The sequence below is a fragment of the Pseudonocardia humida genome, from assembly GCF_023898865.1.
In the GTDB taxonomy this organism is placed as follows: Bacteria; Actinomycetota; Actinomycetes; order Mycobacteriales; family Pseudonocardiaceae; genus Pseudonocardia; species Pseudonocardia humida.
The window spans coordinates 95,900-115,032 of sequence record NZ_JAGSOV010000057.1 but is presented as its reverse complement, the minus strand read 5'-3'; the positions used below and the strand labels follow the sequence as shown (position 1 = coordinate 115,032).

The 19,133-nt window shown below is 75.9% G+C and carries 18 protein-coding genes; 10 read left to right on the top strand and 8 right to left on the bottom strand.

The window, feature by feature from the left end; genetic code table 11:
• Positions 1 to 30 precede the first annotated feature (30 nt).
• From meaB to KDL28_RS27120, 6 genes are all read right to left on the bottom strand, one after another.
• The gene (gene meaB, locus KDL28_RS27145) at positions 31 to 1,026 is read right to left on the bottom strand and encodes a methylmalonyl Co-A mutase-associated GTPase MeaB (RefSeq protein ID WP_252442972.1); all 996 of its coding nucleotides are present in this window, start codon (positions 1,024 to 1,026) and stop codon (positions 31 to 33) included.
• Positions 1,026 to 3,281: a methylmalonyl-CoA mutase gene (gene scpA / locus KDL28_RS27140; RefSeq protein WP_252442970.1), complete on the bottom strand. Its 2,256-nt coding sequence runs from the start codon at positions 3,279 to 3,281 to the stop codon at positions 1,026 to 1,028. Before scpA ends, meaB begins: the two co-directional genes overlap by 1 nt.
• Entirely contained in the window at positions 3,278 to 5,293 is a 2,016-nt protein-coding gene (locus tag KDL28_RS27135) for a methylmalonyl-CoA mutase family protein (protein ID WP_252442968.1), read from the bottom strand. Before KDL28_RS27135 ends, scpA begins: the two co-directional genes overlap by 4 nt.
• An 84-nt stretch (positions 5,294 to 5,377) precedes the next feature.
• On the bottom strand, positions 5,378 to 5,827 hold the full coding sequence (locus KDL28_RS27130) for a Rieske (2Fe-2S) protein (protein ID WP_252442966.1): 450 nt from the start codon (positions 5,825 to 5,827) through the stop codon (positions 5,378 to 5,380).
• 210 nt (positions 5,828 to 6,037) lie between these two features.
• Positions 6,038 to 6,763: a DUF6529 family protein gene (locus tag KDL28_RS27125; RefSeq protein ID WP_252442964.1), complete on the bottom strand. Its 726-nt coding sequence runs from the start codon at positions 6,761 to 6,763 to the stop codon at positions 6,038 to 6,040.
• Positions 6,760 to 7,398 (bottom strand): hypothetical protein, encoded by a 639-nt coding sequence (locus KDL28_RS27120; RefSeq protein WP_252442962.1) that lies wholly within the window; start codon positions 7,396 to 7,398, stop codon positions 6,760 to 6,762. Before KDL28_RS27120 ends, KDL28_RS27125 begins: the two co-directional genes overlap by 4 nt.
• 76 nt (positions 7,399 to 7,474) lie before the next feature.
• On the opposite strand from KDL28_RS27120, the gene KDL28_RS27115 reads away from it, so the two are divergent.
• Both KDL28_RS27115 and KDL28_RS27110 read left to right on the top strand, forming a co-directional pair.
• Positions 7,475 to 7,990, top strand: coding sequence for a sigma-70 family RNA polymerase sigma factor (locus KDL28_RS27115; RefSeq protein ID WP_308216069.1), 516 nt, complete (start codon positions 7,475 to 7,477; stop codon positions 7,988 to 7,990).
• Positions 7,987 to 8,670, top strand: coding sequence for a zf-HC2 domain-containing protein (locus tag KDL28_RS27110; RefSeq protein ID WP_252442960.1), 684 nt, complete (start codon positions 7,987 to 7,989; stop codon positions 8,668 to 8,670). Before KDL28_RS27115 ends, KDL28_RS27110 begins: the two co-directional genes overlap by 4 nt.
• A gap of 9 nt (positions 8,671 to 8,679) precedes the next feature.
• On the opposite strand, the gene KDL28_RS27105 is transcribed toward KDL28_RS27110, so the two are convergent.
• Together KDL28_RS27105 and fabG are read right to left on the bottom strand one after the other, a co-directional pair.
• The gene (locus KDL28_RS27105) at positions 8,680 to 9,921 is read right to left on the bottom strand and encodes a DUF4032 domain-containing protein (protein WP_252442958.1); all 1,242 of its coding nucleotides are present in this window, start codon (positions 9,919 to 9,921) and stop codon (positions 8,680 to 8,682) included.
• Between the two features lie 77 nt (positions 9,922 to 9,998).
• Positions 9,999 to 10,766 (bottom strand): 3-oxoacyl-ACP reductase FabG, encoded by a 768-nt coding sequence (gene fabG, locus KDL28_RS27100; RefSeq protein ID WP_252442956.1) that lies wholly within the window; start codon positions 10,764 to 10,766, stop codon positions 9,999 to 10,001.
• A gap of 393 nt (positions 10,767 to 11,159) precedes the next feature.
• Between fabG and KDL28_RS27095 the strand changes: the two genes are divergently transcribed.
• The 8 genes from KDL28_RS27095 (at position 11,160) to KDL28_RS27060 (ending at position 19,122) form a co-directional block, all read left to right on the top strand.
• Positions 11,160 to 12,629, top strand: coding sequence for a LapA family protein (locus KDL28_RS27095; protein WP_252442954.1), 1,470 nt, complete (start codon positions 11,160 to 11,162; stop codon positions 12,627 to 12,629).
• Positions 12,630 to 12,735: 106 nt separating this feature from the next.
• Positions 12,736 to 13,473 carry an alanyl-tRNA editing protein gene (locus KDL28_RS27090; protein WP_252442952.1) on the top strand — a complete coding sequence of 246 codons (738 nt, stop codon included), beginning with the start codon at positions 12,736 to 12,738 and terminating at the stop codon, positions 13,471 to 13,473.
• A 77-nt stretch (positions 13,474 to 13,550) separates the two neighbouring features.
• A complete protein-coding gene (locus KDL28_RS27085; RefSeq protein WP_252442950.1) occupies positions 13,551 to 13,886 on the top strand; it encodes a YciI family protein in 336 nt (111 codons plus the stop codon).
• 10 nt (positions 13,887 to 13,896) lie between these two features.
• Positions 13,897 to 15,147: an RNA polymerase sigma factor gene (locus KDL28_RS27080; RefSeq protein ID WP_252442948.1), complete on the top strand. Its 1,251-nt coding sequence runs from the start codon at positions 13,897 to 13,899 to the stop codon at positions 15,145 to 15,147.
• 63 nt (positions 15,148 to 15,210) lie between these two features.
• Positions 15,211 to 16,614, top strand: a complete 1,404-nt coding sequence (locus tag KDL28_RS27075; protein WP_252442946.1) for an NAD-dependent succinate-semialdehyde dehydrogenase — start codon at positions 15,211 to 15,213, stop codon at positions 16,612 to 16,614.
• 46 nt (positions 16,615 to 16,660) lie between these two features.
• Positions 16,661 to 17,725: an AbrB family transcriptional regulator gene (locus KDL28_RS27070; protein ID WP_252442944.1), complete on the top strand. Its 1,065-nt coding sequence runs from the start codon at positions 16,661 to 16,663 to the stop codon at positions 17,723 to 17,725.
• A gap of 365 nt (positions 17,726 to 18,090) precedes the next feature.
• Positions 18,091 to 18,846, top strand: coding sequence for a class I SAM-dependent methyltransferase (locus KDL28_RS27065; protein WP_252442942.1), 756 nt, complete (start codon positions 18,091 to 18,093; stop codon positions 18,844 to 18,846).
• A gap of 102 nt (positions 18,847 to 18,948) precedes the next feature.
• The gene (locus tag KDL28_RS27060) at positions 18,949 to 19,122 is read left to right on the top strand and encodes a CsbD family protein (protein ID WP_252442940.1); all 174 of its coding nucleotides are present in this window, start codon (positions 18,949 to 18,951) and stop codon (positions 19,120 to 19,122) included.
• Positions 19,123 to 19,133: the final 11 nt, after the last annotated feature.

The window sequence follows — 19,133 nt, the reverse complement described above, 5'->3', positions numbered from 1 at the left end:
CCGAGCCTATGCCGTGGCGCCGGTGGGGTCTCAGAGGCCGAGGCGGTCGAGGATGTCCTGCGCCGCCAGGGTGGGCGTGCGCTCGCCGGCGCGCACCTCCCGCTCCAGGCGCGGCAGCACCTCCCGCACCCCGGGGTCGGACTGCAGCCGGTCGAGGAGCCGGTCGCGCACCATCGCCCACATCCAGTCGACCTGCTGGGTGGCCCGCTTGCCCGCCAGCTCGCCGTGCTGGTCGAGCGCCGCCCGGTGGCGCTCGACGGCCTCCCACACCTCGTCGAGGCCGGCGCCCGTGCGCGAGCTGCACGGCAGCACGGGCGGGCGCCAGTCGATCGCGGCGGACTCGCCGGCCGGGGCCATCATGCGCAGCGCCGAGGCCAGGTCGGCGGCGGCGCTGCGGGCGTCGCCCTCGTGCTCGCCGTCGGCCTTGTTGACCGCGACGACGTCGGCGATCTCCAGGATGCCCTTCTTGATCCCCTGCAGCTGGTCGCCGGTGCGGGCGATGGTCAGCAGCAGGAAGGTGTCGACCATGGCGGCGACGGCGATCTCGCTCTGCCCGACGCCGACGGTCTCGACCAGCACGACGTCGTAGCCCGCCGCCTCCATCAGCACGATCGTCTCGCGGGTGGCCCGGGCGACCCCGCCCAGCGTGCCCGCGCTGGGCGAGGGGCGCACGAACGCGTCGGGGTCGGTGGACAGCGCGGTCATCCGGGTCTTGTCGCCCAGGATCGAACCGCGGGTGCGGGTGGAGGACGGGTCGACCGCGAGCACGGCGACGCGGTGCCCGGCCCCGGTCAGCCGGGTGCCCAGCGCCTCGATGAACGTGGACTTCCCGACGCCGGGGACCCCGCTGATGCCCACCCGGTGCGCCCCGCCCGCCGCCGGGAGCAGCTCCATCAGCAGCTCCTGTGCGGCCCTGCGGTGCTCGGGGTGGTGCGACTCGACCAGCGTGATGGCCCGGGCCAGCAGCGACCGCGAGCCGTCCAGCACACCCTTGGCCAGCGCGGCGACGTCGACCTTCCGCGCCATCAGCGCCCGGTGCCGCCGCTGCCGGCGCCGTCGGCCCCATCGGGACCGTCGGCGTCATCGGCACCGTGCAGGGCGATCAGCTTCTCCAGCAGGTCGACCGCCGCCTCGGCGATCACCGTGCCCGGCCCGAAGATCGCCGCGGCGCCCATCTCCTCCAGCGTCGCGTAGTCGTCGGGCGGGATGACCCCGCCCACCACGACCATGATGTCCGCGCGGTCGAGCCCGGCCAGCTCGGCACGCAGCTCCGGGACCAGGGTGAGGTGTCCGGCGGCCAGCGAGTTGACCCCGACGACGTGCACGTCGGCCTCCACGGCCTGGCGGGCCACCTCCGCCGGGGTCTGGAACAGCGGGCCCACGTCGACGTCGAAGCCCAGGTCGGCGAACGCGGTGGCGATCACCTTCTGGCCGCGGTCGTGGCCGTCCTGGCCCATCTTGGCCACCAGGATGCGCGGTTGGCGGCCCTCGTCGGCGGCGAACGCGTCGACCAGCTCGCGGGCCCTGGAGATCGCGGGGCTCGCCCCCGCCTCCTCGGAGTACACCCCGGAGATGATGCGGATCTGGCCGGCGTGGCGCCCGAAGACCTTCTCCAGCGCGTCGGAGATCTCGCCCACGGTGGCCATCGCGCCCGCGGCGTCGACGGCCAGCGCCAGCAGGTTCTGCGCGTCGGTGCGCGTGGAGCCCTCGGCGATCGCGGCCGCGGCGTTCGTCAGCGCGCGCAGGGCGTCGTCCACGGCGCGGTCGTCGCGCTCCTCGCGCAGACGGCGCAGCTTGGCCAGCTGCTCGGCGCGCACGCCCGCGTTGTCCACGCGCAGCACGTCGACCTGCTCGTCGACGTCGGTGACGTACTTGTTGACCCCGATCACCGGCTGGCGCCCGGAGTCGATGCGGGCCTGGGTGCGCGCGGCGGCCTCCTCGACGCGCAGCTTCGGGATGCCGGCGTCGATGGCCTGGGCCATGCCGCCGGCCGCCTCGACCTCCTCGATGTGCGCCCAGGCCCGGCGGGCCAGGTCGTAGGTGAGGCGCTCGACGTAGTAGCTGCCGCCCCACGGGTCGATGACCCGGGTGGTGCCCGACTCCTGCTGCAGCAGCAGCTGGGTGTTGCGGGCGATGCGGGCCGAGAAGTCGGTGGGCAGGGCCAGCGCCTCGTCCAGGGCGTTGGTGTGCAGCGACTGGGTGTGGCCCTGGGTGGCGGCCATCGCCTCCACGCAGGTGCGGATCACGTTGTTGTAGACGTCCTGCGCGGTCAGCGACCAGCCGGAGGTCTGCGAGTGCGTGCGCAGCGAGAGTGACTTGGCGTTCTTCGGCTCGAACCGGTTCACCAGCTTGGCCCACAGCAACCGGGCCGCGCGCAGCTTCGCGACCTCCATGAAGAAGTTCATCCCGATGCCCCAGAAGAAGCTCAGCCGGGGCGCGAACCGGTCGACGTCGAGCCCGGCGTCGATCCCGGCCCGCAGGTACTCCACGCCGTCGGCCAGGGTGTAGGCCAGCTCCAGGTCGGCGGTCGCGCCGGCCTCCTGGATGTGGTAGCCGGAGATGGAGATCGAGTTGAACTTCGGCATCTCCCGCGAGGTGTAGCTGAAGATGTCGGAGATGATCTGCATCGAGGGCTGCGGCGGGTAGATGTAGGTGTTGCGGACCATGAACTCCTTGAGGATGTCGTTCTGGATGGTCCCGGTCAGCTTCTCCCGCGCCACGCCCTGCTCCTGGGCGGCGACGATGTAGAGCGCCAGCACCGGCAGCACCGCGCCGTTCATCGTCATCGACACCGACATCTCGCCCAACGGGATGCCGTCGAAGAGCTGGCGCATGTCGTAGATGGAGTCGATGGCCACTCCGGCCATGCCGACGTCGCCGCCGACGCGGGGGTGGTCGGAGTCGTAGCCGCGGTGGGTGGCCAGGTCGAACGCGATCGACAGGCCCTTCTGCCCGGCGGCCAGGTTGCGCCGGTAGAAGGCGTTGGACTCGGTCGCCGTGGAGAACCCGGCGTACTGGCGCACGGTCCAGGGCTGGGTCGTGTACATCGTCGGGTACGGGCCGCGCAGGAACGGCGCCAGCCCGGGGTAGGTGCCCAGGAAGTCGACGTCGGCCAGGTCGTCGGCGGTGTAGAGCGGCGAGACCGCGACGCCCTCCGGCGCCTCCCACACCGGCGGCGGCTCGGCCCCGGCCAGCGCCTGCTCCCAGCTCGCCGCGGGCGGGCCGCCCCCCGGCGGCGCGTCGGCCTCGAGGGGTACCCGGGTGAAGTCGGGGATGCTCATGACTCCTCCAGAGCCCGGTCGGCGGTGGTACCGGTGGCTGTGCCGCTGCTCGCGTCGATGGCCGCGTAGACGGCGTCGATGGTGGCCAGGGCGTCGCCGCCGGCCTTGAGGCGCCCGTCGACACCCGGGACGTCGGCCGCGCCCGCCAGCAGGATGAGCCCGGCGCCCGCCTCGCGCAGCGCGGCGGCCGTCTCCGCGGCCCGTTCGGCGTAGAGGGCGTCGGTCGAGCAGAGCACCGCGACGGGGGTGCCCGCCGCGGCGAACTCGGCCACCACCTCGTCCGGGCCGGTGGTGGGGCCGGCCTCGACCGCCTCGACACCGCCCGCGGCGAGCAGGTTGCGGGCGAACCCGGCGCGCACCGCGTAGGCCGACAGCGGGCCGAGCGTGGCCAGGAAGGCCCGCGGGCGGGCACCCGTGGCGGCCAGTGCGGCGTCGGAGCGGTCGCGCCGCTCCTCGAAGGCCGCCGCCGGCCGGTACACCGGCAGCCCGCCCCCGGGGGCCGGGGGCAGCGGCTCGCGCTCGACGGGCTTCTCGGCCAGGTCGGGGAACTCGCTGACCCCGGTGATCGGCGCGCGGCGGGTGGCCGCGGCCGCCTCCCGCTTCGCCCGGATCGTGCTGACCCGCTCGGCCAGCAGGCCGGAGTCGAGCGCGGGAACGACCCCGCCCGCGGCTTCGAGCTCCTGGAAGAAGGCCCAGCCCGCCCGGGCCAGGGAGTCGGTGAGCGACTCGACCAACCACGAGCCGCCTGCCGGGTCGAGCACCCGGGCCAGGTGCGACTCCTCGACCAGCAGCGACTGGGTGTTGCGGGCGATCCGCCGGGAGAACGGCGTGGCGGCGCCGATCGCGGCGTCGAACGGGGCCACGGTGACCGCGTCGGCGCCGCCGACGCCGGCGGCGACGCAGGCCACGGTGCCGCGAAGCAGGTTGACGTAGGGATCGCGCCTGCTCAGCGCCGTCGCCGCGGCGACGGCGTGCTGGAACTGGCCGCGGGGCTGGTCGATCCCGCTGGCCTGCAGCACCCGCGACCACAGCCGGCGCGCGGCGCGCAGCTTCGCGATCGTCGGGAACTGCTCGACGGTGGCCGCGTAGCGGAACTCCAGCAGCTCGGCGGCCCGGTCGGGGGCGATCCCGCCGTCCACGAGCGCGCGCAGGTAGGCCACTCCCGCGGCCAGCGAGAACCCCAGCTCCTGGGCGTCGGACCCGCCCGCCCCGGCCACCGGCAACGCGTCGACGACGATCGCGCGCAGCTTCGGGTGCTCCCCGGCGACCCGCTCGGCCAGCGCGACGACGGAGTCCGGCCCCGGGCCGGATCCGGTGCGGGCGCGCACGCCCACCGGGTCGAGTCCGAGCGAGCCGAGCAGGGCATCGGGTGCCACCCCGCGCTGGGCGGCCAGGGCCAGGAACGCCTCGGCCGCCGCGGTCGCGGTCGGCGCGTCCGGCGCGTCCAGCACGACCGGGGCCAGGTCGAGGTGGACGCCGTCGAGCACGGTGGCCAGGTCGGCGACGGCCGTGCCGCCCTCGCCGACCGCCAGCCACACCGAGGTGGCGCCGTTCTCCAGGTCGGCCAGCACCGCGGCGCGGGCGGCCCCGGGATCGGGGTGGGCGTGGCGCTGGCGGACGTCCCAGCCGTCGGGCACCGGGCCGCGGGCGCGCGATCCGCGCACGAACGGTGCCGCGCCCGGCACGCCGGTCCGGGCGGGAGCGGCCTCTCCGGCGATGTCGTCGGCGGTGTAGAGCGGGCCCACCGGGATGCCGTCGAGGGTGGGACGGACGAGCGCGTCGAACCCGGCGCCGCGGGGGGCGTCGGCGCCGATCCGGCCCGTGCGGCGCAGCACCTTGTCGACCTCGTCGAGCCAGTCGTCGCGACCGACCGCGGGGAACTCGGCGGCCAGCGCGAGGCGCTCGGGCTCGGCGGGCTCCGCCCGGGCGGCGACCGTGCCGGTGGCGGCGCCGTCCGGTCCGCTCGCCCCTGTGCTGCCCGCCCGTGCGCTGCCCGCGGCGCCGCTGACCATGGGTACGCAGTCTAGAGGCCCCATCGGCCCCGGACCCGTGTGCGCGCCGTGAATCGGCGCACCCACGGGTGCCCGGAGATCGCGTCAGGCCAGGGTGATCGACTCCCCCTCGACGGTGATCTCCTTGGCCGGCAGCGCCGTGTTCGCCGGGCCGTCGGTCGGCTCGCCGTCCTCGACGGAGAACTTCGAGCCGTGGCACAGGCAGTTGATCGTGCCGTCGGCGATCTCGCTGACCGCGCAGCCCTGGTGGGTGCAGACGGTGGAGAACGCCTTGAACTCGCCCGCGGTCGGCTGGGTGATGACGGTGTCGCCGACGATCAGCCCGCCACCGACGGGCACGTCCGCGACCTGGGCCAGCGCGGGGGCACCGCCCGCGGGCGGGGCGGCCGCACCGGGCGCGGCGGAGGGCGCCGGAGCCGGGGCGGGCGCGGTGGGCGGGCCGTAGGTGGCGCAGCCGGCGACCGCGGCCGCGCAGGTCACGCAGGCACCGGCCAGCACGGAGCGGCGGGAGAGGGTCTCGGACGGGGCAGGCATGGTGGTGGGATGCCCTTTCCACGGGATCGGTTCGGGGTGGTCGGGTGGGGAGAGCGAGAAGTTGAACGGCCAAGCGTTGAACGGTGAAGCACCTCGAGTGCACCACGCGCCGCAGCAGGATCCGGTGAAGTCGCGGGCGACGCGCGACGACGGCGGGAACCGGACACCACCACGACCGCAGCGGCCGGCGCGGGAGCGGCCGCGACCCGATCAGAAGACCAGCCCGGACGTGCTGAAGAACCACACGGACGAGGTCGTCCAGACCGCGGTGAGGACGGTGAACACGAGCCCGCCGAACACCGGCAGCGCCCACTTCGGCGCGCCGTCCCGGCTGACCAGCACCATCTTCGCGGCGAAGGCGCCGTAGAAGAAGCAGCCCGCCGCCGAGTGCACCAGCACGCGGGTGTCGAAGTCCTGGAACCCCAGCGCGTAGAGGCAGTGCACGGCCACGGGCACGGTGACCAGCACCGCCGCCCGGCCCGACCAGCGGTGCAGCGCGGCCGTCCGGGCACCGCCGCGACCGAGCTTGCCGTACATTCGCAGCGCGGAGACCAGCTGCACCAGCACGAACACGAACGCCAGCGACGCCAGCCACGCCTTGGCGGCCAGGCCGCTGGAGAAGCCGGCCAGGTTCAGCGCCGACCCGGTGGCCTCGTGGAAGCGGCCGTAGGCGCCGAGCCCCACGCTCACCCCGATGCCCAGCGCGAGCGCGATCAGCAGCGTCCCGCGGGGAGCGCCGCGCCCTCGCGGGGCGTCGGCGGGCTGTGGCGGGCCCCCGTCGCCGAGGCCCCGCGGCACCAGCGGGATCGGCTGGGTCACCGCCGTCGGGTCGTCGACCCGGGCGCCGCCGCCGTCCGGGCCGGTCCCGAGGCGGGTGGTCGCCTCGCCCTGCGCCGCCGCGTCGGTCTCGGTCCCGGTGCCGGTACCGGTGCTCACAGGCCCACCCGGTCCGCGGCGTCGCCCACGTCCGCGCGGCCGTCGGCCCGGGCCTGCGCGACGCTCCTCGGGTCCGCGGTGTAGCGGACCCGCTCGCCGTCGAGGGTGACCGAACCGGTGAACCCGTCGCCGGGGTTGTCCCCGTCGAGCTTGACCTTGCCGGTGCGGTCCTTCAGGGCCAGCCCGTTCGCGGTGGCGGAGCCGTCGAGCACGAACTCGGTCTCGCCGTCGGCGACGACGGCCGCGGCGTCGTTCCCGTTGACCGCGATGGCCACGGTCAACGCCCCGTCGTTCGACTCGCCGGCGAACGTGCTCTCCGGCGGGCGCGCGTCCTCCTCGGCGGGGGGCGCCTCCTCCTCGGCGGGCGCGGCGTCCTCGCCGTCCGCCGCGTCCTCGGCCCCGCCCTCCCCGGCGCCGGCGACCTCCACGCCCGACAGGTCGACCTCACGGCCGGTCGCTTCGGGCGCGGCGGGTGCCTCACCCTCGGCGGCGGCGGGTGGGGGCGCGGCCGGTGGGGCGGTCGCCGCGGTGTTCGCGGCGGCGGTCGTGTTCTCGGCGGCGGGTGACTCCTGTGAACCGACGGTGTTGGCCACGAAGAGCGCGCCACCCAGAACGCCGACGGCCAGGAGTGTCATCAGCGGCGCGGTTCTCATGCCCCCGACACGGATCCCGCAGCAGAGGGGTTCAGTGGCCCCCACTACGTTTCCGTGAGTGGCGGGGACGAGCGACGAGGCACTCGTGCATGCCGTGTACTCCGAGCACGGACGCGCGATGCTGGCCTACGCGACCCGGCTGCTGGGCGACCGGGCCGCGGCCGAGGACGTCGTGCAGGAGGCCCTGGTCCGGGCGTGGCGCAACCCGCAGGTGCTGACCAACGGCAAGGGGTCCACCCGGGGCTGGCTGCTCACGGTGGTGCGCAACCTCGTCATCGACCGGATGCGGGCCAAGCAGGCCCGCCCGCTGGAGGTCGCCGAGTCGCCGCAGCAGCCCGCGGTCGAGCGCGACCACGCCGACTCGGTCGCGACGGCCGTCACCGTGCGCGCCGCGATGGACACCCTCACGGAGGACCACCGGGGGGTGCTCGAGCAGCTGTACTTCCACGGCCGCAGCCTGGGTGAAGCCGCCGCGGCTCTCGGCGTTCCGCCCGGCACGGTCAAGTCGCGGTCGTACTATGCACTGCGGGCCCTGCGCAGGGCGATCGACCAGAGCGAGGGGGTGGCGCCGTGAACGACGGCCACGACCGCGGCGACGTCGCGGCGCACGCCCTCGGACTGCTGGAGGGCCCGGAGGCCGCCCGGGTCCAGGCCCACCTCGCGGTGTGCCCGCAGTGCCACCGCGAATGGGTCGACCTGCGCCAGACCAGCGACATGCTCGACGCGGTCCCGCCGGAGATGTTCCTCGACGGTCCCCCGCACCCCGACGCCGACGTCGTGCTGCAGCGGGCGCTGTGGCGGGTCCGCGGCGAGTCCCGCACGCGGCGCGGGCGGCGCAGGCTCGCGCTGGGCGTGGCCGCCGCGGTCACCGGCGTCGCGCTGGCCGGTGGCGCCGTGGCCATCGGCCGCGCCACCGCCCCGGAGACCACCGTCACCGCGGCCCCCTCCGCCCCCGAGCCGGGCACCCGCGTCCTGGAGGGCAGCGACGGCGGCGTCCGCCTCGTCGCCTCGATCACCCCGGCCCGCGGGTGGGTCCGGGTGTCCGCGGACGTCAGCGGCATCCCCGCCGGCGAGCGCTGCGAGCTCGTGGTCATCGCCAAGGACGGCACCGAGGAGTTCGCCGGCGGCTGGCTCACCGGCGCCGACCCGGCGGGCGCCACGGTCGACGGCTCGGCCATCGTCGCCGCCGAGGACGTCGCCGGGGTCGTGGTGCGCAACGAGGACGGCCGCGAGTTCGTCAGCGCCACCGTCTGAGCGGCCGGGTCACGACGGCGCGCCGGGCAGGCCGTCGGCACCGGGCAGGATCGTCATCGTCGCCGGCGTGCGCGGCAGGATCCCCGAGACGTACGAGCGCGCCGCCGCGGTGGTGCCGACGTCCTTGCCCGCCTTCTCCGACAGGAACCACCGGTGCTCGAGGATCTCGTGGAACACCTCGGCCGGGGCGAGCCGGTCGCCCAGCTCGGCGGGGACCATGGCCATCACCCGGTCGTAGACCTCGGAGCGCCAGCGGTGCGCGGCCACCGTCTCCGGGACCGGGCGCCCCTCGCGCTGCTCCAGGTAGCCGCGGTAGCTGACCACGTCGTTGAGCAGCCTGCGGGCCTGCTTCTCCCCCGCCTCCAGCCCGGTCAGCACGAACAGGCGGTGGCGGTCGCGGCCGGTCTCGGCGACCTGGGTGTGCACCCGCAGCCGCACGCCGTCGTCGGTGGTGATCAGCTCCAGCTCGTCGACCTCGAAGCCCAGGTCGTTGAGCCGCTCGAGGCGCTCGGCCACGCGGTAGCGCTGCTCGTCGGGGCGGAACAGCTCCTCGCGGGTCAGCTCGTCCCACAGCGCGTCGTAGCGCTGCGGCAGCTCCGCGGCGATCTGCACCGGGTCGACGTCGTCGGGCAGCAGGCCGCCGGACTGCAGGTCGAACAGCTCCCCGCCGACGCGCTCGGCGGCGTAGTCGATGTCGAAGCGGCGCTGGCCGTCGCTGAGGCGCTCGTGCAGCTCGGCGGTCTCGGCGTCGACCAGGTAGGCCACGATGTGGCCGGCGTCCGGGCGGAACAGGGTGTTCGACAGCGAGCAGTCGCCCCAGAACAGCCCGGCCAGGTGCAGCCGGGCCAGCAGCTCGACCATGGCGTCGATCAGCTGGTCGGTCGGGCGGCTGGTGTGGCCGTGGGAGAAGACGTACCGGTAGGACATCGAGTAGTCCAGGAACCGGGTGACGAGGATGGCGTCCAGGTCGTGCGGGCGCTCCACGCACGCCCCGAGCACCGACACCGCCGGCATCCCCATCGACTCCAGCTCGCCCAGCAGCCGGTACTCCCGGCGGGCCAGCCGCTCGTCGATCTCCTTGAGCGCGTAGACCAGCCCGTCGACCTCCACGAAGCGCACCACGTGGCGCGAGATGCCGCGGTGCGCGACCTCCAGCACGTGGTCGTCGCGCCAGTCCTCCAGCGGGACGTCCCACGGCAGCGACAGCAGCCCGGCGGCCTGGGTCGCCGGCGGGCGGAAGATGAAGCGCACGCGGGCTCCTTCCGGGTCGACGGGGAGGAGCCTACCCGCCGCTGTACCGATTCAGCACCGATCGGGCGGAGCGCCCGTCACGCCCTGGGACCACCGGCCACGTAGATCACCTGTCCGGACACGAAGCCCGCGCCGTCGCTGACGAAGAACGACACGGTGTGGGCGATGTCCTCGACCTGCCCGGCCCGGTTGACCGGGATCTGCGCGGCCCGCGCGGCGAGGTAGGTGTCCCAGTCCTGCCCGATGCGCTCGGCCGTGGCGCGCGTCATGTCGCTGACGATGAAGCCCGGCGCGATGCAGTTCGCGGTGATCCCGAACTTGCCCAGCTCGATGGCCAGCGTCTTGGTCAGCCCCTGCAGCCCGGCCTTGGCCGTGGAGTAGTTGGCCTGGCCGCGGTTGCCCAGCGCCGACGTGCTGGACAGGTTGACGATGCGCCCCCACTTCGCGGCCACCATGTGCTGCTGGACGGCGCGGGTCATCAGGAACGAGCCCCGCAGGTGCACGCCCATGACGGTGTCCCAGTCGGACTCGGTCATCTTGAACAGCAGGTTGTCCCGCGTCACGCCGGCGTTGTTCACCAGGACCGTCGGCGCGCCGAGCTCGGCGGCCACCCGCTCCACCGCCGCGGACACCTGCCCGGAGTCGGCGACGTCGGCCCCGACGGCCAGCGCGCGACCGCCCGCCGCCTCCACGGCCCGCACGGTGCCCTCCGCGGCCGACTCCTCCAGGTCCAGCACCGCGACCGCGAACCCGTCGGCGGCCAGCCGCAGCGCGGTCGCGGCCCCGATGCCGCGCGCGGCCCCGGTCACGATCGCCACGCGCTGCGGGTCCTGGGCTGCGGTCATCGGGGTGCTCCTCGTCGTCGAAGGTCGGGTCGGTCACGATCGCGCCGTCGGAGGCCGGGGCACCGGAGGCCGCCCGGACCCCGCTCCGGCGCTGATCCTCGCACCCGGGGCGGCGCGGGCGGGCGAACGACGGGCAGGTGTGCGCGGCACCACCACCGGATCGCACGCTTCACCGTGCGGGGGCGCCCGATCGGCGCACACCCGCCCCACCGGCGCCGCCGCACCCCTACCATCCGCCGGTCGCCGGCGACCGCTGAACGCCCTGTGGCCGGCCCGTCACCACCCCGTGACCTCGACGCAGGACGGTTGCCACCTTCGCGCACGTCCGCTCCCCGGCCGGGCGGTCCCCGAACACCGCCCGGTCGCCGCACATCCGTCCTGGAGGACCAGCCCGTGACTTGGCTCTGGATTCTGATCGCGTTCGCCGCCGGCGTCCTGGTGGGCTGGTTCGGGCTGGGCCTGCTGCGACAGCGCCGCTCCCCGGCCGCCGGTGCCGTCACCGGGGCCCCGCAGACCGCCGCCGCCCCGGTGACGAAGGGCGACACCGCCGGGATCGGGCCCGCGCAGCCGACCGCTGCCGCGGACGAGGCCCCGGCGGCCGACGAGACCCCCGCGGCAGACGAGGCCCCCGCTGCGGACAAGACCCCCGCCGCCGACGAGACCCCCACGGCGGACGAGACCCCCGCCGAGGACGAGGCCGCGCCGGTCGAGGCGAAGTCGACCGCGACCACCCCGGCCACCACCTCGCCGAACGGGACCACCCCGGCCGCCGCCGAGGCCCCCGCCGAGACCGCCGCCGAGACCGCGCCCGAGACCGCCACCGAGGTCCCCGCCACCGACGCGGTCCCGGCCGGCCCGGTCGAGACCCCCGCCGCCGCCGACGCAGCCCCCGCCGACGCAGCCCCCGCCGCGCGGGCCTCGCGCAACGGCGTGGCCAAGCGGACCGCGGCCAAGGCCACCCCGGTCGAGACCGTCAACGCTCCCGCCACCGAGCCGACCTCCGAGCCGACCTCCCCGACCGACACCGGCGTCACCGCGGCCCCGGCCGCCGAGGCCACCCCCGCCGCCGAGGCCACCGCGGCCACGCCCGCCCGGACCAGGACCAGGGCGCCCCGCGCCCCGCGGACCTCGCGCAACGGCTCCACCCCCGTCGCCCCGACCCCCGAGACCACTCCCGAGGTCCCCGCGACCGACGAGCCCGCCGCCAACGGCAGCACGCCGGCGACCGACGACGTCGCACCCCCGGCGCCGCCCGCGGCGCAGGCCACCGTCGAGACCCCCGCGGTCGATGCCCCGACCGCGGGCACCTCCGTGACCGACACCCCGGCGGCCACCGGCCCCGTCATCGACAGCCCGGCGGCCGACAGCCCGGCGGCCGACAGCCCGGCGGCCGACAGCCCGGCGGCCGACAGCCCGGCGGCCGACAGCCCGGCGGCCGACAGCCCGGCGGCCGACAGCCCGGCGGCCGACAGCCCGGCGGCCGAGACGCCGGCCGTCGAGGCGCCCGCGACCGGGACGGCCGGTGCCCCGATCGCGCCCCCCGCGACCTCCACCCGCCGGACGACGGCGCCCCGCCGCGCCGCGACCCGCCGCAACGACGCCGCCACCGCCGACCGCGCCCCGGTCGCCGGCGCCGCCCCGTTCGGCCCGGGATCGGCCCTGCCGGTCGCCGGCGGCGCCGCCCCCGGCCCGGAGTTCACGGTCAAGGGCAACGCGGGCTCGAAGCGCTACCACGAGCCGGAGTCGCCGTACTACTCCCGCACCCGCGCCGAGGTGTGGTTCACCACGCCGGAGGCCGCCGAGGCGGCCGGGTTCACCCGCGGCGGCCGCCGCCGGCCGACCGAGTCCGTCAAGCCCGTCTGACCGCTCCCCAGCCCTTCGGCCCTCTCGCCGAACGAGCGGGACGTCCCGCTCCCCCGCCGCCCTCGGCCGTCTGCCGCAGGCGGCGGGGTGGTGGCTAGGGTGCGGTGTGGGTGTTTCGCAGCACGGCCGCACGCAGCGGCTCGACCTCGCCGACCCGTCCCTGCGCGAGTGGGAGTGCACCGTCGTGGGCGTCGACCCCGACCGCGGCATCGTGCTCGACCGCTCGGCGTTCTACCCGGGGGGCGGGGGGCAGCCGCCCGACCACGGCGTCCTGCTCTGGCAGGGCGTGCAGACCCGGATCGTCGGGACCGTCAAGGGCGACGACCCGTACCTCGTGCCCGCCGAGGGCGACCCGGTGCCGCCCGTGGGCACCGCGGTGACCGGCGCCGTGGACGACCCGCGCCGCTCCCTGCTGATGCGCACCCACTCGGGTCTGCACGTGCTGTGCGGGGTGGTGTTCCGCGATCACGGCGCGCTGGTCACCGGCGGCAACATGGAGCCGGGCGAGGCCCGGATGGACTTCAACCTCCCCCAGCTGCCCGACGGCTTCAAGACGACCCTCGAGGACGCCCTCAACGCCGAGGTCGTCGCCGACCGCCGGGTCGACGTGCGGGTGCTGCCCCGCGACGAGGCCATGGCCATCCCGGACATCATCCGCACCCAGACCAACCTGGTGCCCGCCGAGGAGACCGAGGTGCGGATCGTCGACATCACCGGCCTGGACGTGCAGGCCGACGGCGGCACGCACGTGGCCTCGACGAAGCAGATCGGCCGGCTGCGGGTGGTCAAGGTGGAGAACAAGGGCCGGCAGAACCGCCGGGTGCGGATCCGCGTGGTCGACTGACCCGGGTCGTCGATCCGGCGCCCCTCCGCTCGTCATCGAGGTGGAAGCACACACCACTGCGACCCCGGAGGACACGGATGGAATTCGTACTGACGATCGTCGGCGACGACGACGCGTACCGCGCCCTGGACGAGGAGACCGGCAAGGAGATGTACGCCGGGCACATCGCGTTCATGGACGAGGCGAAGGCGGCCGGGGTCGCGATCCCCTACAGCGCCGAGCTCGCGCCGCCGTCGACCGCCCGCACCCTGGGCGCGGACGGCACGGTGACCGACGGCCCGTTCGCCGAGACCAAGGAGCAGCTCGGCGGGTTCTACGTGCTGGAGGTCGGGACCATCGACGAGGCGGTCGAGTGGGCGCGCAAGATCCCGCTGCTGCCCAGCGACCGCATCGAGGTGCGCCCGGCCAAGTGAGGGCAGGCGGGTGAGCGGGCGGCAGGATCCGGCCGGCGAGGTCGAGCGGGCGCTCCGCGAGTCGTGGGGGCGCCTGCTCGCCCTGCTCACCCGCCAGCTCGGCGGCCTCGACGCCGCCGAGGAGGCCCTGCAGGACGCCTTCGCGACCGCCGTCGCGACGTGGCCGCGCGACGGCGTCCCCGACCGCCCGGCGGCCTGGCTGCTGTCGGTGGCCCGGCGCCGGGCCACCGACCGCTTCCGCCGGGAGGCGACGCTGGCCCGCAAGCTGCCGCTGCTGGCCGAGCCCGGCACGGTTCCCGGCCCGGACGAAGGGGGTGCGGAGGTGGACGCCGTCCCCGACGAGCGCCTGCGCCTGCTGTTCACCTGCTGCCACCCGGCGCTGTCGGTCGAGGCGGGGGTCGCGCTGACCCTGCGCATGCTGGGCGGGCTGAGCACCGCGGAGATCGCCAGGGCGTTCCTGGTGAGCGAGGCGACCATGGCCGCGCGGATCACCCGGGCCAAGCGCAAGATCGCGGTCGCCGCCATCCCCTACCGGGTGCCGACCGGCGCGGAGCTGCCCGACCGGCTCGCCGGGGTGCTGCGGGTGATCTACCTGATCTTCACCGAGGGCCACTCGGCCAGCGCGGGCGCCGCGCCGGTGCGCGCCGACCTGTGCGCGGAGGCGGTCCGGCTGGCCGCCACCGCGGCCGCGCTGCTGCCCGACGAGCCCGAGGCGCTGGGCCTGCACGCCCTGCTGCTGCTCCAGCACGCCCGCCGCGCCGCCCGCGTCGACGGCGACGGACGGCTGGTGCTGCTCGCCGACCAGGACCGCTCGCGGTGGGACGCCGCGGCCCTCGCCGAGGGGCTGGCCGTGGCCCGCGCGGCCGCCCGCCGGGTCGCGCTGCCCGCCGCCGGGCCGTACGTGCTGCTGGCCGCCTTCGCGGCCGAGCACGCCTGGGCCGCGACGGCGGCCGGCACCGACTGGTCGCGCATCGCGCGGCTCTACGCCGTGCTGGAGGCGCGCACCGGCTCGCCGGTGGTGCGGCTCAACCGGGCCGTCGCCGTCGCCGAGGTGGACGGCCCGGCGGCCGGGCTGGACCTGCTCGACGGCCTCGACGACCGGCTCGCCGGCTACCACCTGCTCCCGGCCACCCGGGCCGACCTGCTGCGCCGCCTCGGCGCCGCCGACGCCGCCCGGGCCCAGTACGCGCGGGCGCTGGAGCTGGCCGGCAACGACGCCGACCGCGCGTTCCTGACCGCCAGGTTGTCCGAGTGCGACTGACCGCGGGCGGAACACACGGGTCGGGGGGTGTTGCCGAGCGCTGCGAGGGGGTAGCACCACACCATGGCCATCGCGACGACGAACCCGGCGACGGGTGAGACCCTCCAGGAGTTCGACGAGCTCACCGACGCCGAGCTGGACGCTCGGCTGCAGCGCGCCGCCGACACCTTCCGCACCTACCGGCGCACCACGTTCGCCGAACGGGCCGGCTGGCTGCGCCGCGCGGCCGACCTGCTCGACGAGGAGGCGGAGCGGCTCGGCCGCATCGCCGTCACCGAGATGGGCAAGACGCTGGCCTCGGCGGTGGCCGAGGTGGGCAAGTGCGCCAAGGGCTGCCGCTGGTACGCCGACCACGCCGAGGAGATCCTGGCCGACGTCCCGCACGAGCCGGCCGGCGGCGACGGGGCCCGGGTGTTCACCCGCTACGAGCCGATCGGCCCGGTGCTGGCGATCATGCCGTGGAACTTCCCGTACTGGCAGGTCTTCCGGTTCGCCGCGCCCGCGCTGATGACCGGCAACGTCGGGCTGCTCAAGCACGCCTCGAACGTGCCGCAGTGCGCGCTGGCGATCGAGGACGTGCTGCTGCGGGCGGGCTTCCCCGATGGCGCCTTCCAGACGCTGCTGGTGTCCTCGGGCAAGGTCGCCGGGATCGTCGCCGACGACCGGGTCCGCGGGACCACGCTGACCGGCAGCGAGCCCGCCGGCCGGCAGGTCGGGTCGGCGGCCGGTGAGGCGATCAAGCCGAGCGTGCTGGAGCTGGGCGGCAGCGACGCCTTCATCGTCATGCCCTCCGCCGACGTGGACGCCGCGCTCGAGGCCGCGGTGGCGTCCCGGCTGCTGAACAACGGCCAGTCCTGCGTCAACGCCAAGCGGTTCATCGTGCACGAGTCGATCGCCGACGAGTTCGAGCGCGGGGTGGCCCGCCGGTTCGAGGCCAAGAAGGTCGGCGACCCGACCGCCGCGGACACCGACCTCGGCCCGCTGGTCAACGCGGACGCGGTGCAGACCATCGACCAGCAGGTGCGCGACACGGTGTCCGCGGGCGCCCGGCTGGTCACCGGGGGCAAGCCGCTGGACGGGCCCGGCCACTTCTACCCGCCCACCCTGCTGGCCGACGTGCCCGCGGGCTCCCCCGCGCACCGCGAGGAGCTGTTCGGGCCGGTGGCCACGCTGTGGCGGGCCCGCGACCTCGACGACGCCATCCGCATCGCCAACGACTCGCCGTTCGGGCTCAGCGGCAGCGCCTGGACCGCCGACCAGGACGAGCAGCGGCGCTTCGTCGAGGAGGTGGAGACGGGCATGATCTACATCAACAAGTTCACCGAGTCCACCCCCGAGGTGCCCTTCGGCGGGGCGAAGAACTCCGGCTACGGCCGCGAGCTGGCCCAGTTCGGGCCGCTGGCGTTCGTCAACGCCAAGACGGTGTGGATCGCCGCGACGACGCCCACCGACGGCGCCGTGGAGTGACCCACACCGGCCCCGCCCGGGACGCGGGCGGGTGCAGGATGGCCGGGTGCGGCGGTGGGCGGGCTGGTTCTGGCTGGTCCTGCTGACCGCCCCGCTGACCGCGGGGATGGCCGCGCTGGACGTGCCCTCCCCCGCGCTGTTCGCCGGGCTCATCGCGGCCACGGCCCTGGCGCTGCTGGGCGCGGCCCCGCGGTCGGTGCCGCGCCCGGCCACCACCGCCGCGCAGGCCGTCATCGGGGTCGTCATCGGGGTGCTCGCGCAACCCGGCACGCTCGCCGCGCTGGCCCCGCAGTGGCTGCCGGTGCTGCTGGTGACCCTGGCCACGCTGGCGGTCAGCATGGCGGCGGGGCTGCTGCTGGGGCTGCGCCGCGGGGTGTCCGCGCTCACCGGGATGCTGGCGCTCACCGCGGGCGGGGCGTCGGGCCTGGTGGCGATCAGCCGCGACCTCGGCGCCGACGAGCGGGTCGTGGCCGTGGTGCAGTACCTGCGGGTGGGCGTGGTCACCGGCCTCATGCCGCTGCTGGCCGCGGTGGTGTTCGGCGCGTCGGCAGGGGCCGGTCCGGCCCCGGCCCCCGACGCCGGTGCGCCCTGGGGCGTCGACCTCGTCTTCGTGGTGGTCTGCGCCGCGGTCGGGCTGGGCCTGGCCCGGTTGGCCCGGCTGCCCGCAGGCGGGCTGCTGGGCCCGATGACCGTCGCCATCGCGCTCAACCTGGCCGGGTGGTCGTTCGGGGCCCAGCCACCCGACCTGCTCGTCGAGCTGGCCTACGCGGTCATCGGGTGGCAGGCCGGGGTGCGGTTCACCCGGCCGAGCCTGCGGTTGGTGGTGGGGGTGCTGCCGTCGGCCACGGCGCTGATCCTGGCGGTCATCGGGGCCTGCGCGGGGCTGGGCCTGCTGCTGTCGGCGGCGACCGGGGCGACGCTGCTCGACGGCTACCTCGCCACCACCCCCGGCGGCGTCTACGCGGTGCTGGCCACGTCCATCTCCTCCGGCGGCGACGTCACGTTCGTCGTGGCCGGGCAGGTGCTGCGGGTGATCGCGATGCTGCTGGTGGCGCCGCTGCTCGCCCGGCTCGCGGCCGGGCGCGGCGCCGGCCCCGCTCCCGGGGTGTGACCGACGCGGGGTGACCGAAGCGGGCGGCCAACGCAGTGTGACCAACGCATCCCCTTTCGCCTTCCGTTCAGCGGAAGCACCCCTGACGACGCCGTCGTCGTTCCACGACCATGCGGCCGTCGGATACGGGGGTGCCGAATGGGACGGGTCTGGCTGGGCGCGCCGCACCCCCCGCGCGTCCCGGCGATGGGCGACACGCGCCGCGGACAGGGTGCGGTGCCCGGTCGCGCCGGCGGGCACCCGGCCCCGCCGCACCCCCGGCGCGAGGGCGGCCCGCTCCCGTCCCGACCCGTGGCGCGCCCCGACCGCCTCCGCTGGCTGAATTGGTTCGCCCGCCGCTGAGGCGTCCCGGCACGATGCCGGTCGTGACGAACTCCCCCGGCCCGGCCGACGTGTTCTGGATGGCCCACGACGGCCTCCCCCGGCAGGCCCCCGGATCGGTGGCCACCACCGAGCTCCTGCTGGGACTGGCCGCGCCGCTGCCCGACCGGCCCCGCATCCTCGACATCGGGTGCGGCACGGGCGCGGCCTCGCTGCCGCTCGCCGCGGCCACCGGGGGCGAGGTGGTCGCGGTCGACACCCACGCCCCCTTCCTCGACCGGCTGCGCTCCGAGGCGCGGGCGGCCGGGCTGGCCGAGCGGATCGAGACCCTGGACGCGGCGATGCAGGACCTGCCGCTGCCGGCGGGCGGGACCGACCTGCTCTGGGCCGAGGGGTCGGCCTACCTGATGGGCTTCGACGCCGCGCTGGCGCAGTGGCGGCGCCTGCTCGCCCCGGACGGCGTGCTGGTGCTGACCGAAGCCGTGTGGACGACCCCGCAGCCCGCGGCCGGGGCCCGCGCCTTCTGGGACCCGGCCTACCCGGGCATGCGCAGCACCGCGGCCAACGCCGCCGCCGCCGAGGCCGCCGGGTGGACCGTGCGGGCGACCTACCTGCTGCCCGACTCGGACTGGGCGGCCTACTACGGACCGCTGGCCGACCGGATCGACGCGCTGCGGGCCCGGGGCGTCGACCCCGCCGTCCTCGACGAGGTGGCCAGGGAGATCGACGTCCGGCGGGCCCACGGCGACGACTACGGCTACGCGGGCTACGTGCTGCGCCCGCACGGACGCGCGAAGTAGCTCGCCCGCACGTCGACCACGTGTGCCGTCCGAGCGGGTCGGGTACCTCTGCCGGGACAGCGACCTGGGCGGGCGACCGCCACGACACCGCGGAGGCGCGACATGGCGACCGAGGACAAGTTCCAGAACAAGGCCGAGGAGCTCAAGGGCCGGGCCAAGGAGCAGGTCGGCCGGGCGACCGACGACCCGGACCTCGAGGCCGAGGGCCGCGCCGACCGCGTGGCCGGCACCCTCAAGCAGGCCGGCGAGAAGGTCAAGGACGCCTTCCGCAAGTAGCCCCCTCGCGA

Excerpts from the sequence above, each read along its gene's own strand:
- meaB (WP_252442972.1), bottom strand. The coding sequence starts at position 1,026 with ATGGCGCGGAAGGTCGACGTCGCCGCGCTGGCCAAGGGTGTGCTGGAC.
- scpA (WP_252442970.1), bottom strand. The coding sequence starts at position 3,281 with ATGAGCATCCCCGACTTCACCCGGGTACCCCTCGAGGCCGACGCGCCG.
- KDL28_RS27135 (WP_252442968.1), bottom strand. The coding sequence starts at position 5,293 with ATGGTCAGCGGCGCCGCGGGCAGCGCACGGGCGGGCAGCACAGGGGCG.
- KDL28_RS27130 (WP_252442966.1), bottom strand. The coding sequence starts at position 5,827 with ATGCCTGCCCCGTCCGAGACCCTCTCCCGCCGCTCCGTGCTGGCCGGT.
- KDL28_RS27120 (WP_252442962.1), bottom strand. The coding sequence starts at position 7,398 with ATGACACTCCTGGCCGTCGGCGTTCTGGGTGGCGCGCTCTTCGTGGCC.
- fabG (WP_252442956.1), bottom strand. The coding sequence starts at position 10,766 with ATGACCGCAGCCCAGGACCCGCAGCGCGTGGCGATCGTGACCGGGGCC.
- KDL28_RS27085 (WP_252442950.1), top strand. The coding sequence starts at position 13,551 with ATGGAATTCGTACTGACGATCGTCGGCGACGACGACGCGTACCGCGCC.
- KDL28_RS27075 (WP_252442946.1), top strand. The coding sequence starts at position 15,211 with ATGGCCATCGCGACGACGAACCCGGCGACGGGTGAGACCCTCCAGGAG.
- KDL28_RS27060 (WP_252442940.1), top strand. The coding sequence starts at position 18,949 with ATGGCGACCGAGGACAAGTTCCAGAACAAGGCCGAGGAGCTCAAGGGC.